The 14,145-nt window shown below is 64.9% G+C and carries 15 protein-coding genes; 3 read left to right on the top strand and 12 right to left on the bottom strand.

Features of this window, described 5'->3' with window-relative positions:
* Positions 1 to 2: 2 nt before the first annotated feature.
* Positions 3 to 215: a hypothetical protein gene (locus AC0L20_RS19660; protein WP_007608382.1), complete on the bottom strand. Its 213-nt coding sequence runs from the start codon at positions 213 to 215 to the stop codon at positions 3 to 5.
* A gap of 156 nt (positions 216 to 371) precedes the next feature.
* Positions 372 to 1,421: a hydroxyacid dehydrogenase gene (locus AC0L20_RS19655; RefSeq protein ID WP_473291039.1), complete on the bottom strand. Its 1,050-nt coding sequence runs from the start codon at positions 1,419 to 1,421 to the stop codon at positions 372 to 374.
* Between the two features lie 266 nt (positions 1,422 to 1,687).
* Between AC0L20_RS19655 and AC0L20_RS19650 the strand changes: the two genes are divergently transcribed.
* The 3 genes from AC0L20_RS19650 to AC0L20_RS19640 all read left to right on the top strand — a co-directional run bounded on the left by AC0L20_RS19650 (position 1,688) and on the right by AC0L20_RS19640 (position 3,322).
* Complete coding sequence (locus AC0L20_RS19650) at positions 1,688 to 2,254, top strand: thiamine pyrophosphate-binding protein (RefSeq protein WP_473291036.1); 567 nt, start codon at positions 1,688 to 1,690, stop codon at positions 2,252 to 2,254.
* Positions 2,255 to 2,265: 11 nt separating this feature from the next.
* A complete protein-coding gene (locus AC0L20_RS19645; protein ID WP_473291032.1) occupies positions 2,266 to 2,868 on the top strand; it encodes a thiamine pyrophosphate-dependent enzyme in 603 nt (200 codons plus the stop codon).
* 76 nt (positions 2,869 to 2,944) lie between these two features.
* The gene (locus AC0L20_RS19640) at positions 2,945 to 3,322 is read left to right on the top strand and encodes a VanZ family protein (protein WP_473291028.1); all 378 of its coding nucleotides are present in this window, start codon (positions 2,945 to 2,947) and stop codon (positions 3,320 to 3,322) included.
* Between the two features lie 43 nt (positions 3,323 to 3,365).
* Here AC0L20_RS19640 and AC0L20_RS19635 read toward each other — a convergent pair whose 3' ends face one another.
* The 10 genes from AC0L20_RS19635 to AC0L20_RS19590 all read right to left on the bottom strand — a co-directional run bounded on the left by AC0L20_RS19635 (position 3,366) and on the right by AC0L20_RS19590 (position 14,141).
* Positions 3,366 to 3,749, bottom strand: coding sequence for a DUF1236 domain-containing protein (locus tag AC0L20_RS19635; RefSeq protein ID WP_007593296.1), 384 nt, complete (start codon positions 3,747 to 3,749; stop codon positions 3,366 to 3,368).
* A gap of 115 nt (positions 3,750 to 3,864) precedes the next feature.
* Positions 3,865 to 4,752 carry a 2-hydroxy-3-oxopropionate reductase gene (locus AC0L20_RS19630; protein WP_473291024.1) on the bottom strand — a complete coding sequence of 296 codons (888 nt, stop codon included), beginning with the start codon at positions 4,750 to 4,752 and terminating at the stop codon, positions 3,865 to 3,867.
* An 11-nt stretch (positions 4,753 to 4,763) separates the two neighbouring features.
* A complete protein-coding gene (hyi, locus tag AC0L20_RS19625; protein ID WP_473291020.1) occupies positions 4,764 to 5,549 on the bottom strand; it encodes a hydroxypyruvate isomerase in 786 nt (261 codons plus the stop codon).
* A gap of 11 nt (positions 5,550 to 5,560) precedes the next feature.
* Positions 5,561 to 7,351, bottom strand: a complete 1,791-nt coding sequence (gene gcl, locus AC0L20_RS19620) for a glyoxylate carboligase (protein ID WP_473291016.1) — start codon at positions 7,349 to 7,351, stop codon at positions 5,561 to 5,563.
* A gap of 153 nt (positions 7,352 to 7,504) precedes the next feature.
* Positions 7,505 to 9,307, bottom strand: coding sequence for an adenine deaminase (locus AC0L20_RS19615; RefSeq protein WP_473291012.1), 1,803 nt, complete (start codon positions 9,305 to 9,307; stop codon positions 7,505 to 7,507).
* Between the two features lie 85 nt (positions 9,308 to 9,392).
* Complete coding sequence (locus AC0L20_RS19610; RefSeq protein ID WP_473291008.1) at positions 9,393 to 10,193, bottom strand: NYN domain-containing protein; 801 nt, start codon at positions 10,191 to 10,193, stop codon at positions 9,393 to 9,395.
* 52 nt (positions 10,194 to 10,245) lie between these two features.
* Positions 10,246 to 11,745 (bottom strand): tripartite tricarboxylate transporter permease, encoded by a 1,500-nt coding sequence (locus AC0L20_RS19605; protein WP_027569151.1) that lies wholly within the window; start codon positions 11,743 to 11,745, stop codon positions 10,246 to 10,248.
* Entirely contained in the window at positions 11,745 to 12,230 is a 486-nt protein-coding gene (locus tag AC0L20_RS19600) for a tripartite tricarboxylate transporter TctB family protein (protein WP_473291005.1), read from the bottom strand. The genes AC0L20_RS19605 and AC0L20_RS19600 overlap by 1 nt, the downstream gene beginning before the upstream one ends.
* Positions 12,227 to 13,195: a Bug family tripartite tricarboxylate transporter substrate binding protein gene (locus tag AC0L20_RS19595; protein WP_473291001.1), complete on the bottom strand. Its 969-nt coding sequence runs from the start codon at positions 13,193 to 13,195 to the stop codon at positions 12,227 to 12,229. The genes AC0L20_RS19600 and AC0L20_RS19595 overlap by 4 nt, the downstream gene beginning before the upstream one ends.
* A 103-nt stretch (positions 13,196 to 13,298) precedes the next feature.
* Entirely contained in the window at positions 13,299 to 14,141 is an 843-nt protein-coding gene (locus AC0L20_RS19590; RefSeq protein ID WP_456769664.1) for an IclR family transcriptional regulator, read from the bottom strand.
* Positions 14,142 to 14,145: the final 4 nt, after the last annotated feature.

The raw sequence follows: 14,145 nt of genomic DNA, 5'->3' as shown, positions 1-14,145 counted from the left end.
GCTCACGACGGAAAGTCAGCCGGTCTGACCTGGATGCGGTCGGCATGCAACGACCAGTGGTGCAACGCCTGGTCCTCGCAAAACCTTGCCTTCGCCCGCTCTCTGGCTTCGTCCTCGTCGGAAGCGTCGATCTCGAGCGTGCCCTGGCACACCTCGATCTGCCGGCCGTACTGGCCGAGCACGTCCTTCATGAACCTGACCACATAAGTTGACATGGGACCTCCTGCCTGCCCCGGCGGCGCTCACTCTAATCCCATTTAGGCGGAATCCGGGAGGGAGATTTTGACGCGGATCAAAGTCGGGCGCGGTTCCCGTCCGCCGATCATTCGGCAGCAGGAGCGCCGCCCACGGAAGGACAAAGCGACTGCCGACTACGCCGGCGTCACACCAAACGCCTGCTTGAATCGCTCGGCATAGCGTGGCCAGACCTCCGGATTGATGATACGCGGCGGGCGCTTGCCGTCGAGCGTCTGCAGCACCTGCTCGGCCGCAATGCGGCCCATGTTCTGCCGCGCCTCGATCGTGACGCCGGCGGTATGCGGGCTCGCCAGCACATTATCGAACTGGAGCAGCGGATGCTCCGGCGGCGGCGGCTCCTTGGACCAGACGTCGAGACCGGCGCCCGCAATGCGCTTGTCACGCAACGCCTGGAGCAGCGCATCTTCATCGTGGATGAAGCCGCGCGCCGTGGTGATAAAGTACGCATGCGGCTGCATCAACCCAAACTCGCGCACGCTGATCATGTTGCGGCTGCCCTTGTCGAGCGGACAGGAGATCGAGACGAAGTCGGCGCGGCGCAAGAGCTCGTCGAGCTCCACCTTCTCGCCGCCCCGCTCGGCCATCACCTCGGCCGTCAAGTAAGGGTCGTAGGCCAGCACCTTCATGCCGAACAGGCCCTTGCACAGCGCGGCGATGCGGCGACCGACATTGCCGAGGCCGATGATGCCGACGGTCTTGTGCTCGATCTCGTTGCCGACGAGTTCGTTGCGATTGACGTTGGACTCCCTGCGGAGCTTGCGGTCGGACTGGATGATGCGCTTGGACAGCGTCAGCATCATCGCCAGCGCATGCTCGGCGACGGAATGGGCATTGCCGCCGGACTGGTTGACGACCAGCACGCCGGCATCGGTGCAGGCCTCGACGTCGACAGGATCGAATCCCGCGCCGTTGCTGGAGACCAGCAGCAGGTTCGGCGCGCGCTTCAGGAAGGCAGGATCGACATGGAAGTGCGGGGCCAGTTCGTCGCGGGCAGCGCCGATCTGGTAGACATGAGCCGCTTCGATGATCGGCGCGAAATATTCCGCGGGGCTCTCGTTCTCGATGCGATCGAGCCGGACGTCGGGCCGCGCCCTCAGGATGTCGATGTAGATCGGGTTGGCCAGATATTTGACGTAGAAGACGCGCTTGCTGTTGACGGACATCAGGACCCTTCCGGCTCTCTCCAGGAGATCCGCAGGGCCAGCGCTTCGCGCGCTCCTGTCATGCGTTCCTCCGTTCTCTTGTTATTGCCGCTTATGACACGGCGGCACCGGCCGCGGCAGGTCGTCTGGCGCAGATCACGGTGCAGCCCGGACATGTTGACAATCCCGCTGCCTGCGTCAAGTTCGGCAGACCGCCGCGACGGCCAAGACGATGGCCACGACAAAGGCAAAACACCAAGAAGCTGCGCGGTCGAAGGGAGAACGCAATGGCGATTGCGGAGCAACAGACCTCGTCCGAGGCGGCGCAGACCTCCAGTGACAAGAGCTGGCACGGCATCGTCCTGCAAACCCTGAAGCGGAACGAGATCAGCCTCGTCCCTTACGTGCCCGACCGCGTGCTGACGCCGCTGATCAAGAACCTGCACGCCGATCCGTTCTTCACCACCTTTGCCACCGCCCGCGAGGAGGAGGCCGTCGGCATCATCTCGGGCGCCTGGATGGGCGGACGGCGGGGCGCGGTGCTGATGCAGACCTCGGGCTTTGCGACGCTCGCCAACGTGCTGGCCTCGCTCGCGGTGCCCTACCAGATTCCACTGATCATGTTCGTATCCGAGCGCGGCACGCTCGGCGAGTTCAACTACGGCCAGTCACTGGTCTGCCGCACCATGCGTCCGGTGCTGGATTCGCTGGCGCTGGAGCATCACACCATCACCCGGCTCGATGAGCTCGAATTCATCGCCGACCGTTCGATCAAGCAGGCCGTCACGACGCAGGCCCCGGTGGCCCTGATCCTCAACCCGCTGCTCACGGGCGGCAAGGTGTTCGACAAGTGAGGTCGGCCCAAATGAATACAGACGCGCGCAACACCAAAGTGATGAACCGCTTCGACGTCACCTCCCGCCTGATCGCGAAACTCGAGCACGAGGAAGCCGTGATCGGCGGCATCGGCAACACCAATTTCGACCTCTGGGCCGCCGGCCACCGTGCGCAGAATTTCTACATGCTCGGCAGCATGGGGCTCGCCTTCCCGATTGCGCTGGGCGTGGCGCTGGCGCAGCCGGACCGACGCGTCTTTGCGCTCGAAGGCGACGGCTCGCTGCTGATGCAGCTCGGCGCGCTCTCGACGATCGCGGCGCTGAAGCCGAAGAACCTCATCATGATCGTGATGGACAACGGTATCTACCAGATCACCGGCGCGCAGCCGACACCGGCCGCGAACGTGGCTGACATCGTCGCCATCGCGACCGGCTCCGGGCTTGCCAACAGCGCCTGGGCCGCGGACGAGGAGGATTTCGAGCGTCTGGTCGAGGAAGCCATGTCGGCCAGCGAGCCCTGCCTGATCGCCGTTCGTATCGATGACAAACCCGGCGTCGGCGCCACCCGACGCGATCCCGTACAAATCCGGGAACGCTTCATGCACGGCCTTGGCGTGCGCGAGCCGTTTTAACGTTTCGTCATTAACTACACGGCGATCTGATCCCGGCCCCTCGGCAGCCTGCTGCAATCCATGCTAAGCGGTGCGGATGTCCATTTTGGTTCGTTCCTCTGCCTGGCTGCTTGCCGCCGCCGTCGCCTTTGCAACCCTTGGCCCGCCCGGCCTACGGCCCCATTCCGACCTCGGCCAGGACGGCGAACACGCCCTTGCCTTCGTCCTGGTGGGACTAGCCTTCGGCCTCGCCTATCCGCGCCGCCGCCTGTCGACCACCGCCATCGCCGTGGTGCTGATCGGCCTGCTCGAACTGATGCAATTCTGGGCACCGGGACGGCATGCGCGGCTGGAGGACTTTCTGGTCGATGCCGGCACCACCTGCATCGGCTTTGCGCTGGCGGCCATCGCCGATCGGGCCATGACGCGGTTTCGCGCAAATTCGGCCCTGACGAGCCAAGGCCCCGCGGAGTGATGCTCCGCAGGGCCCGTCTCTTCAAAGCTCTCGCTGCGATCGATCAGTCGATGATCTTGACGACGCGGCGCGTGCGCGGCTCCACGATCACGCGGCGATCGTTCACGACCGCATAACGGTATTCGGTGTAGTTCGGCACGGGCCGCAGCACCACGGTCGGCGGCAGTGGCTCGCCGACCACGACGCGCTCGTGGACCACGACGGAATCATCACGCGGAATACCGCCCAGGATCGCGTTCGGAATTTCAAGGCCGGCGCCCACGGCTGCACCAACGGTACCACCGACCATCGCACCGACCGGACCGCCAATGTCGCCGCCCGCGCGTGCGCCGTTCCTGGCGCCCTCTTCGGTCGTCGACTGAGCAAAGGCCGCACTCGACGCCAGCAGCGACGCGGCAGCCAACGAAATCGCAAGACGGGTTTTCATGTGCTTATGTCTCCAGTGATTGTTGTGCGCCTTCAACCGCGGGGCCGGATCATTGTTCCGGTTCCCTCGCCCGATCTAGGCAGAACCACAACGGAGACTGTTACCCGGTAACAGTTCAGGCCGCGGCGATCTCGTGCCCCGCCATCAGTTCCAGCGCGCGCACCATCGCCGAATGGTCCCAGCCCTTGCCGCCATGCGCGGCGCAGGACGAGAACAGTTGCTGCGCCACTGCGGTGCTAGGCAGCGACAGGCCGAGCGCGCGGGCGCCTTCAAGCGCGAGGTTGAGATCCTTCTGGTGCAGCTCGATGCGGAAGCCGGGATCGAAATTGCGCTTCACCATGCGCTCGCCATGCACTTCGAGAATCCGCGAAGACGCAAAGCCGCCCATCAGGGCCTGCCGCACCAGTGCCGGATCCGCACCGGCTTTCGACGCGAACAGCAGCGCTTCGCTGACCGCCTCGATCGTCAACGCGACGATGATCTGGTTGGCGACCTTCGTCGTCTGGCCGTCGCCATTGGCGCCGACCCGGGTGACGTTCTTTCCCATCCTGTCGAAGATCGGCTTCATGGTGTTGAAGGCGCGCTCGGGGCCACCGACCATGATGGTGAGGCTTGCCGCCTTGGCACCGACCTCCCCGCCTGACACCGGTGCGTCGAGATAATCCGCGCCGAGCGCCTCGATTTTCTTCGCAAACTCCTTGGTCGCCAGCGGCGAGATCGAGCTCATGTCGACCACGATCTTGCCCTTGGAAATGCCGCCCGCGACGCCGTCCTTGCCGAACAGCACGGCCTCCACATGCGGGGTATCGGGCACCATGATGATGACCGCATCCGCCTCCTCCGCAACCTCCTTGCTTGACTTGCAGGCGACGCCGCCGGCGGCGATCAGCTCGGGTGCGACCGGCCCGACATCGTGCAGGAGAACGCGATGGCCTGCAGCCAAAAGATGGCCAGCCATCGGCCGTCCCATGGTGCCAAGTCCGATAAAGCCGATGTCGATCATGTCAAAGTTCCTCAGGTCTCAAACGTCTGCGCGGCGTGCCAGGACAGGCCTTCCAGCGTGGTGGTGCGCGGCTTGTATTCGCAACCAATCCAGCCGCGATAGCCGATCGCGTCGAGATGGCGGAACAGGAAGGGATAGTTGATCTCGCCGGTGCCGGGCTCGTTGCGGCCGGGATTGTCGGCGAGCTGGATGTGCGCGATCTGCGGCAGATACTCCTGCATGGTGCGGGCGAGATCGCCTTCCATGATCTGCATGTGATAGATATCGTACTGGACGAACAAATTGTTCGAGCGCACCTCGGAGATCAGCTGCACCGCCTGCTCGGTGCCGTTGAGGAAGAAGCCGGAAATGTCGAGCGTGTTGATCGGCTCGACCAGCAGCTTGATGTTCTCCCGCGCCAGCGTCGCGGCCGCGAAGCGCAAATTGCCGACCAGCGTCTCATTCAATTCGCGCGGATCGGCGTCCACTGGCGCGATGCCGACGAGGCAGTTGAGCTGCTCGCAGTCGAGCGCCTTGGCATAGTCGATGGCGCGGAACACGCCGTCGCGGAATTCGGCGACGCGATCGGGCAGGATCGCGATGCCGCGCTCGCCCGCGGCCCAGTTTCCGGCCGGCAGATTGTGCAGCACCTGCGTCAGCCCATGGCTGTCGAGCTGCTCGCGCAAAAGCGCCTTCTCGAAATCATAAGGAAAGAGATATTCGACCCCGGAAAAGCCCGCCGCTTTGGCCGCAGCGAAGCGGTCCACGAACGGCATCTCGTTAAAGAGCATGGTGAGGTTGGCGGCGAATTTCGGCATGATGCTGTTCCCTATTCCGCCGGCTGCAGCACGCCGGGCCGCGCGCTCGCGACCTCGTCGAGCGGCAGATCCAGCACCTCCTCGAACTCGACGATGTTGTCGATCTCCGCGCCCATCGCGATGTTGGTGACACGTTCGAGGATGAACTCGACCATCACGGGCACGCGGTACTTCGCCATCCATTCGCGCGCGGTCGCGAACGCGGCCTGCGCATCCTTGGGATCGGTGACGCGGATCGCCTTGCAACCAAGGCCTTCGGCGACGGCGACGTGATCGACACCGTAGCCGCCGAGCTCCGGCGCGTTGATGTTATCGAAGGAGAGCTGGACGTGATAATCCATGTCGAAGCCGCGCTGGGCCTGGCGGATCAGGCCGAGATAGGAATTGTTCACGACGACGTGGATGTAGGGCAGATTGAACTGCGCGCCGACCGCGAGCTCCTCGATCAGGAACTGGAAATCGTAGTCGCCGGAGAGCGCGACGATGTCGCGATCCGGACATGCTGCGCGCACGCCGAGGGCGGCGGGCAGCGTCCAGCCGAGCGGGCCCGCCTGCCCGGCATTGATCCAGTTACGCGGCTTGTAGACACCCAAAAATTGCGCGCCGGCGATTTGCGACAGGCCGATCACGGAGACGTAGCAGGTGTCACGGCCAAACGCCTTGGTCATCTCCTCGTAGACGCGCTGCGGCTTGATCGGGACGTTGTCGAAATGGCTCTTGCGCAGCATCGTCTTCTTGCGATCGCGACAGGCCGCGGGCCACGCCTGGCGCTCGCGCAACCTGCCTGACCGGCGCCACTCCCTGGCGACGGTGACGAACAGTTCGAGCGCGGCCTTGGCGTCCGAGACGATGCCGAGATCGGGATTGAACACCCGCCCAATCTGGGTCGGCTCGATGTCGACATGCACGAAGGTGCGGCCCTTGGTGTAGGTTTCGACCGAGCCGGTGTGGCGATTGGCCCAGCGGTTGCCGATACCGAGCACGAAATCGGATTCGAGCATCGTGGCGTTGCCATAACGATGGCTGGTCTGCAGACCGACCATGCCGGCCATCAGCACGTGGTCGTCGGGGATCGCGCCCCACCCCATCAGCGTCGGCACGACCGGCACGTTGGCGATCTCGGCGAACTCGACCAGGAGATCGGACGCATCCGCATTGATGACGCCGCCGCCCGCCACGATCAGCGGCCGCTCGGCCGCGTTGAGCATCTCCAGCGCCTTCTCGACCTGCTTGCGCGTCGCGGTCGGCTTGTAGACCGGCAGCGGCTCATAGGTTTCGTCATCGAACTCGATCTCGGCAAGCTGCACGTCGAGCGGCATGTCGATCAGCACCGGGCCAGGCCTTCCCGAGCGCATCACGTGAAAAGCCTGGCTGAACACGCGTGGCACCAGCGCGGGCTCACGCACGGTCACCGCCCATTTCGTCACGGGCTTTGCGATCGACTCGATGTCGACGGCCTGGAAATCTTCCTTGTAGAGCCGCGCCCGTGGCGCCTGCCCGGTGATGCAGAGGATCGGGATGGAATCGGCGATCGCCGAATAGAGCCCGGTGATCATGTCGGTGCCCGCCGGCCCCGAGGTTCCGATGCAGACGCCGATATTGCCGGCCTTGGCCCGCGTGTAGCCCTCGGCCATGTGCGAGGCACCCTCGACATGCCGCGCCAGGATATGGCGGATCGAGCCCCGCTTCTTCAGCGCCGAATAGAGCGGATTGATCGCGGCCCCGGGAACGCCGAAGGCGGTCGAGATGCCTTCCTTCTCCAGAATTCGCACGGCAGCATCGATGGCTCGCATCTTCGCCATATCGGACCTCGCTTGAGTTGCATTGGCTCGAGCGGGATCATCGGGCCCGCGAGGGCTTCACTCAACGAGATCGATTTTATTTTCCACGATGCGGCAGCCGCGGAAAAATCGCGGCAGCTTCAGTCAGTTAGATCGAGACACGCGTGAAAGCGATCACTCGAACAGCGGCGCCAGCTGCATCTGCGGCACCAGCACGAGACCCTTGTCGGTGATACGAATTTCCGGAATGACCGATAGCGGAATCAAATTGAATCCCATGTAGGGGATGGTGCAGCCGGCTTCCGCCCATTCCTTCTTCAGCACCTTGACCTCTTCGGCCACTTCGGTGACGCGCTTGTCGGACAAGAGCCCAGCGATCGGCAGCGGCACCAGCGCCCTCACCTTGCCTTCGGCGACGAGGCAGACGGCGCCCTGTTGCTCCTTGATGGCAGCCACCGCGACCTGCATGTCGGCCTCGTTGGTGCCGGCAACGATGATGTTGTGGCTGTCGTGCCCGACGCTGGAGGCGACTGCGCCGCGCTTGAGGCCAAAGTCCTTCAACAGGCCATAGGCGACATTGCCGGCCGATTTGCCATGGCGCTCGACCACCGTGACGAAGCACAGGCCGTAGCGAGCGAACAGCGTCGGCCAATCCTTTGCCGGCTCGATCGCGATCTTCTCATGGATCAGCATGATGCCGGGCAACGCGGTCTTGATGGCGTTGATGGTGCAGGCCTTCGCCGGCAGCTCCGGCGTCAGCTTCAGCTTCTCCGGCAGCTTCACAGTCGGGTAGGCCGCCTGCGGGTATTGATAGCGCTGCGACAGCGCCTGATCGAGCTTCGGTGTGATCTTGCGGTTCTCGACCACGAGCTCGCCGCCATACCAGGTGCATTGCGGCTTCAGATTGTCGTCCATCAGCACCAGATCGGCGCGGCGCCCGCCGCCGAGCCCGCCGATATCGCTGTCCATGTTGAAGCGCGTCGCGCCATGCAGCGAGCCCATTGACCAGGCCTGCTCGGGCGACATTCCCGCCTTCACCGCCTCCCGCACCACCCAATCGAGCCCAAACAGCAGGAGATCATCGGCGTCGCGATCGTCGGTGCACACGGACGTGCGTTTGTGCGAAGCGCCGAGCTCGGTGATAGTGCGGATCGCCTGCGGCAGCGAGTGCCACGGTGTGGTCGGCGGTCCCCCGCGCAGGAAGACCCAGACCCCGGCATCGAGCAAATCGTCGGCGATGTCGCGGTCGATCGCCTCATGGGTGTCGGTGACGCCGGACGCCGCATAAGCCGCAACGAATTCGCGGCCATAGACATGGCCGGATACCGGCCGCCCGCGCTTCAGGGCGGCGGCGAGGATCGCATGGCTGCGCTCGTCCCCGATGGTGACGGGCACAAAATCCATCTTCTCGCCGAGCCCGACAGCCTCCGGCCAGCGGTCGAACAGGCCGGCGATCTTGTCCGGCGTGAGGTCGCCACCCGCGGTCTCGAGTGCGGCTGAGGTGGCCGGCACCGTGCTTGGCACGGTCAAAAAGATCGACAACGGCGCCTCGCGCGCGTCCTCCAGCATCGCCTCGACGCCGGCGACGTCCATGACGTTGCCGATCTCGTGGCTGTCGCAGAAGATCGTAGTGGTGCCGTTGAGCAATGCGGCCTCGGCGTAGGCGCAGGCCGTCACCATCGAGGATTCGATGTGGATGTGCGGATCAACCAGGCCCGGCGCGATAATGCCGCCGGCCGCGTCGTAAACCGGCACGTTGCTGAAAACTTTCTTCGCAGCACCGGCCGGCTTCACCGCAGCAATGCGGCCGCCGGTGATCCAGACCTCGCGGCTCGCGTGGATACGCTCCGAATAGGTCGAGAGCACCCGCGCGCCGGTGACGACGAGATCCGGCGCGACACGGGCCGAGGCCACATCGGCGAGACGCCGGGTCATCGAATGCAACGGTGCGACGGCGAAGCGGGTAAGTCTGGTCATCAGGACCCTCGCGTGGCGTTATGGCCCTGCGATGGTTACGCTCCGCGCCGGACCGGGCAAGCGCAAATATAACGGCACGCCCTGCTTACGCCTTAGGCGGCGAACCGCCTGCCGCCGCCGGCCTCGCGGGTCTGCGCGAGTTCCGTCGTCTCGGGGCCGCTGCGGCAGCGGGCTTGACCCGAATCCGCATCGACCTCCCGTTCTGCTCGTCAATCTCGAACGCATTCGTCTTGCGCACGAGGTCACTCAGCTTGCGGAAGCCGAACGTTCTCGGATCGAAATCGGACGCGAGATTGGCAAGCTGGCGACCGACCTCCCCGAGCGTCACCCAGCCGTCCTCGCTCTCCATCTGGGTGATGACCTTCTTGATGATGGGGGTTGCGGCATCAAGCGGCTGAAGCGACGTCGATCGCGAGGCGGCGTCCTGGGTGTTCGCCGGCGCGGGCAGCAGGTTCTCCGTGTAGACGAATCTTCGGCAGGCCTGCCGGAAGCTCTCGGGCGTCTTCTGTTCGCCGAACCCAAAGACATCGATACCCTGCTCCCGGATCCGGGCGGCGAGACGGGTAAAATCGCTGTCCGACGACACCAGGCAAAAACCGTCGAACCGGCCGCTGTGAAGCAGGTCCATTGCGTCGATGACCAGGGTGATGTCGGACGCATTCTTCCCTGTCGTATAAGCGAACTGCTGCTGCGGGATGATGGCGTGTTTCGACAGGATGTCGGCCCAGCCCCTCGACCTGGCATTGGAGAAGTCGCCATAGATGCGGCGAACGCTGGCCTCGCCGATCTTGGCAATCTCCTCGAACAGTCCGTCGGCGATCTTTGCCGAAGCATTGTCGGCATCAATCAGGACAGCGAGACGGGGCGAACGGAGCTCTGACGGCATGACTTTTCCCACGAGATGAACGTAGCATTAGAAGACGCTCGCGTCGGGATGGCTAGTCCTCGTTCGCCTTGAAGCGTCCCATCCCTTTCAGCACGAAGGGTGCCAGCAGCGCGATCAACGCCAGCGCAAGCAGCGTCGCCGAGATCGGGCTCTGGAGCAGCGTCATGGGATCGCCGAGGCTGATCGCGAGCGCGCGGCGCAGCTGGCTCTCGGCGATCGGGCCGAGGATCAGGCCGACCACGACGGGTGCGATCGGAAAATCGAACCGCCGCATCAGAAAGCCGAGCACGCCGAAGCCGGCCAGCATCGACAGTTCGACCACGGACGGCTTTGCGGCGATGGTGCCCATGGTCGCGAACACGAGGATGCCGGCATAGAGCCACGGCTGCGGGATCGCCAGCAGCCGCACCCACAGGCCAACCAGCGGCAGATTGAGCACCAGCAGCATGCAATTGGCGATGAACAGGCTCGCGATCAGGCCCCACACGAGGTCGGGCCGCTCGGCGAACAGCAGCGGCCCCGGGTTGAGGCCGTATTGCTGGAAGCCCGCCAGCATCATCGCGGCCGTCGCCGAGGTCGGCAATCCCAGCGTCAAGAGCGGCACCAGCGTGCCCGCAGCCGAAGCGTTGTTGGCGGCCTCCGGTCCTGCGACGCCTTCGATCGCGCCCTTGCCGAATTCTTCGGGGTGTTTGGTCAGCCGCTTCTCGCAGGAATAGGACAGGAAGGTCGGGATCTCCGCGCCGCCGGCAGGCAGCGCACCGATCGGGAAGCCGAACATGGTGCCGCGCAGCCACGGCTTCCACGATCGCTTCCAGTCTTCCTTGGTCATCCACAGCGAGCCGCGCACCGGCTCGAGCTTCTCCTCGGTGTGGTGACGGCGCGATGCGACGTAGAGCGCCTCGCCCACCGCGAACAGGCCGACCGCGAGCGTCGTCACCTCGACGCCGTCGAGCAGCTCGGGCACGCCGAACGCAAGCCGCGCCTGACCGGTCAGCTTGTCGATGCCGACCAGGCCCAACGTCAGACCAATGAACAGGCTGGTCAGGCCACGAATCGGGGAATCGCCGAAGGTCGCCGACACCGTGACGAAGGCGACGCACATCAGCGCGAAATAATCCTCCGGGCCAAAGCGCACGGCGAAATCGACCAACCACGGCGCGAGAAAGGCAAGCCCGATGGTGGCGATGGTGCCCGCGACGAAGGAACCGATCGCGGAGGTCGCGAGCGCCGGCCCGCCGCGGCCGGCCTTGGCCATCTTGTTGCCTTCGAGCGCCGTCGCCATCGAGGCGCTCTCGCCGGGCGTATTGATCAGGATGGCGGTGGTCGATCCGCCATACATGCCGCCGTAATAGATGCCGGCGAACATGATCAGCGAACCGCCCGGATCGAGCTTGTACGTCACCGGCAGCAGCAGCGCGACCGTCAACGCCGGGCCGATGCCGGGCAGCACGCCCACGGCGGTGCCGAGGAACACGCCGATCAGGGCGTAGAGGAGATTCATCGGCTGCACGGCGACCGCCATGCCATGCGCCAGCGCGGCGAAGGTGTCCATCACAGCAGTCGCTCCAGGGGGCCGGCCGGAAGGCTCAACGTCAACAACCGGTCGAACGCGAGGTAAATGAGGATCGACATCACGAGGGCGATGGCGGAATCGACGAGGACGGCCCGGCGCCCAAATGCCGCCGAGGTCGTGACGAACAGCGCCGACGTCGCCAGAATGAACCCGCCGCCGAAGCCGATGATGCCGATCAGCAGCGCAAGGCCGGCGAGGATCAAGACCACAGGCACGGGATCGGCGCTCTCGCGCGCGGGCAAATGACCACGCAGCGCGTCGATGAGATTGCCGATCGCGAGCAGCGCGAGGCCGGTGGCGATCACGACCGGCATCGCCTCCGGCCCCATCCCGTACATCGTGGTCGATTGCAGGCCGCGCGCGTCCCAGACCAGCACCGCGGCAAGTAGCGCGAGCGACGCGGCGATGACGATGCCGGCGCGATCGACGCGCCGCGGCGGCTGGATCGGATCGCCTGTGGTCATGACTTGACCAGGCCGACTGATCTCAGCACGTCGGTGACGCGCACGGTTTCCTTTTTCAGGAAATCGGCGAAGGCGTCGCCGCCGAGATACGCATCCTCCCAGCCCTTCTGCTTGAGGATGTCTTTCCAGGCGTCCGACTTCACCATCTTCTCGACCGCGTCGCTCAAGGTCTTGCGCTGCTCCGGCGTGATTCCGGGAGGCGCGACCACCGAACGCCAGTTGGCGATCACGAGGTCGATGCCCTGCTCCTTGAAGGTCGGGATGTCGCTGCCTGGAATGCGCTTCTCCGAGGTCACGCCGATCGCGCGCAGCTTGCCGGACTTGATCTGCCCATCATATTCGCTGAGGCCGGAAATGCCGGCGGTGACCTTCGCGCCGAGAATGGCGGCGAGCGACTCGCCGCCGCCCGAGAACGGGATGTAGTTGATCTTCTTCGCGTCAGCGCCAACGGCGCCGGCGAACAATGCCGCCATCACATGATCGACGCCGCCGGCCGAGCCGCCGGCGAAGGTCACTTTGGCGATGTCGGCCTTCACCGCTGCGGCCAGATCCTGCGCGGTCTTGATCGGTGAATTTGCCGGCACCACGATCACCTGGATTTCCTCGGTGAGCCGCGCGATCGGCGTCACCTGCTCGAGCGTGACGGGTGATTTGTTCATGGCGAGCGCGCCCACCATGACGAAGCCGTTGACCATCAGCTGGTTGCCGTCACCCTTGGCGCCGTTGACGAACTGCGCGATGCCGACGCTGCCGCCTGCGCCGGGAACGTTGGTGACCTGCACGCTGCGTGCGACGCCGGCGGCGACCATCGCCTGCTGCATCGAGCGCGCGGTCTGGTCCCAGCCACCGCCCGGCGCTGCCGGTGCCATCAGCTTGAGCTCGAGCTGCTGGGCAAAAGCCGGCGTGGCTGCCGCAAGGGTCAGCGCGACGGCTGCGCCGACGAGGCGCGCGGGAAGTTGAAACATGGGACGTCTCCGGGCTCATGCGGACGTTTGCCGCATCGTGTCGTTTGGTCGCATATCAGCCAAAACGGCCGACACTGTCCAGTGACATACCCCGGGTTTCCGATTAGCGGGGCGTCGGAACCGCCCCGCCGAGCGCGGCCGTCAGTTCGGCAGCAACATCACGGACGATCTGTCCGATTTCCGGTAACCGCTGATCGGTCAGCCGGCTGGTCATGCCGGAGACCGAAATCGCCGCGAGCGGCTCGGCACAGTCGTTGTAGACCACCGCGGCAACGCAGCGCAGGCCCATGCAGGCCTCTTCATCATCCAGCGCGTAGCCTTGCTTTCGGATCTTTTCGAGCTCCTTGAACAGGTCGCTCGGCCGCACGATGGATTTCTCGGTCAGGCGTGGCATGCCGTGATGGCGGATGACGGCGCCGACGTCCTCGTCGGAATAGGTCGCGAGCACCGCCTTGCCGACGCCCGACGTCACCATGGGGACGCGGCCGCCGACCTGGGTCAGCGAGCGCATGATCTCGCGGCTCTCCATGCGGGTCAGCACGATGATGAACTCGTCGTCGACCATGGCAAGATTGGCGGTCTCGCGGGTAAGATCACGCAGCTTGCGCAAATAGGGGATGGCCTGGGCGCTGAAATTGCGCCGCCGCGCAAAGCTCGCGCCGACCGTGAAGCTGCGCACGCCGACATGCCATTTGGATTCGGCGCGGTCGAATTGCACGAAGCGGCGGCTTTCCAGCGTCGCCAGCAGGCGATGCACGGTCGAGGCCGACAGGCCGGTGCGGACGGCGAGATCGCTGAGGCGATAGCCTTCGTCGTCCTCGGACAAAGTCTCGAGGATCGACAGCGCGCGATCGACGGATTGCACGCCGCCGTCGCGCACCTCGTTGTCGGCCTCCGACGGCGAGCGGGGCTCGAGCGGTTTACGCCGGATCACGTTCCTGCTCATCGCG

Source organism: Bradyrhizobium sp. Kon58 (assembly GCF_055807455.1).
The sequence above is the reverse complement of the archived record's forward strand: the minus strand, read 5'-3'. Positions and strand labels throughout refer to the sequence as shown.

Excerpts from the sequence above, each read along its gene's own strand:
- AC0L20_RS19660 (WP_007608382.1), bottom strand. The coding sequence starts at position 215 with ATGTCAACTTATGTGGTCAGGTTCATGAAGGACGTGCTCGGCCAGTAC.
- AC0L20_RS19655 (WP_473291039.1), bottom strand. The coding sequence starts at position 1,421 with ATGTCCGTCAACAGCAAGCGCGTCTTCTACGTCAAATATCTGGCCAAC.
- AC0L20_RS19650 (WP_473291036.1), top strand. The coding sequence starts at position 1,688 with ATGGCGATTGCGGAGCAACAGACCTCGTCCGAGGCGGCGCAGACCTCC.
- AC0L20_RS19645 (WP_473291032.1), top strand. The coding sequence starts at position 2,266 with ATGAATACAGACGCGCGCAACACCAAAGTGATGAACCGCTTCGACGTC.
- AC0L20_RS19640 (WP_473291028.1), top strand. The coding sequence starts at position 2,945 with ATGTCCATTTTGGTTCGTTCCTCTGCCTGGCTGCTTGCCGCCGCCGTC.
- AC0L20_RS19635 (WP_007593296.1), bottom strand. The coding sequence starts at position 3,749 with ATGAAAACCCGTCTTGCGATTTCGTTGGCTGCCGCGTCGCTGCTGGCG.
- AC0L20_RS19630 (WP_473291024.1), bottom strand. The coding sequence starts at position 4,752 with ATGATCGACATCGGCTTTATCGGACTTGGCACCATGGGACGGCCGATG.
- hyi (WP_473291020.1), bottom strand. The coding sequence starts at position 5,549 with ATGCCGAAATTCGCCGCCAACCTCACCATGCTCTTTAACGAGATGCCG.
- gcl (WP_473291016.1), bottom strand. The coding sequence starts at position 7,351 with ATGGCGAAGATGCGAGCCATCGATGCTGCCGTGCGAATTCTGGAGAAG.
- AC0L20_RS19615 (WP_473291012.1), bottom strand. The coding sequence starts at position 9,307 with ATGACCAGACTTACCCGCTTCGCCGTCGCACCGTTGCATTCGATGACC.
- AC0L20_RS19610 (WP_473291008.1), bottom strand. The coding sequence starts at position 10,193 with ATGCCGTCAGAGCTCCGTTCGCCCCGTCTCGCTGTCCTGATTGATGCC.
- AC0L20_RS19605 (WP_027569151.1), bottom strand. The coding sequence starts at position 11,745 with ATGGACACCTTCGCCGCGCTGGCGCATGGCATGGCGGTCGCCGTGCAG.
- AC0L20_RS19600 (WP_473291005.1), bottom strand. The coding sequence starts at position 12,230 with ATGACCACAGGCGATCCGATCCAGCCGCCGCGGCGCGTCGATCGCGCC.
- AC0L20_RS19595 (WP_473291001.1), bottom strand. The coding sequence starts at position 13,195 with ATGTTTCAACTTCCCGCGCGCCTCGTCGGCGCAGCCGTCGCGCTGACC.
- AC0L20_RS19590 (WP_456769664.1), bottom strand. The coding sequence starts at position 14,141 with ATGAGCAGGAACGTGATCCGGCGTAAACCGCTCGAGCCCCGCTCGCCG.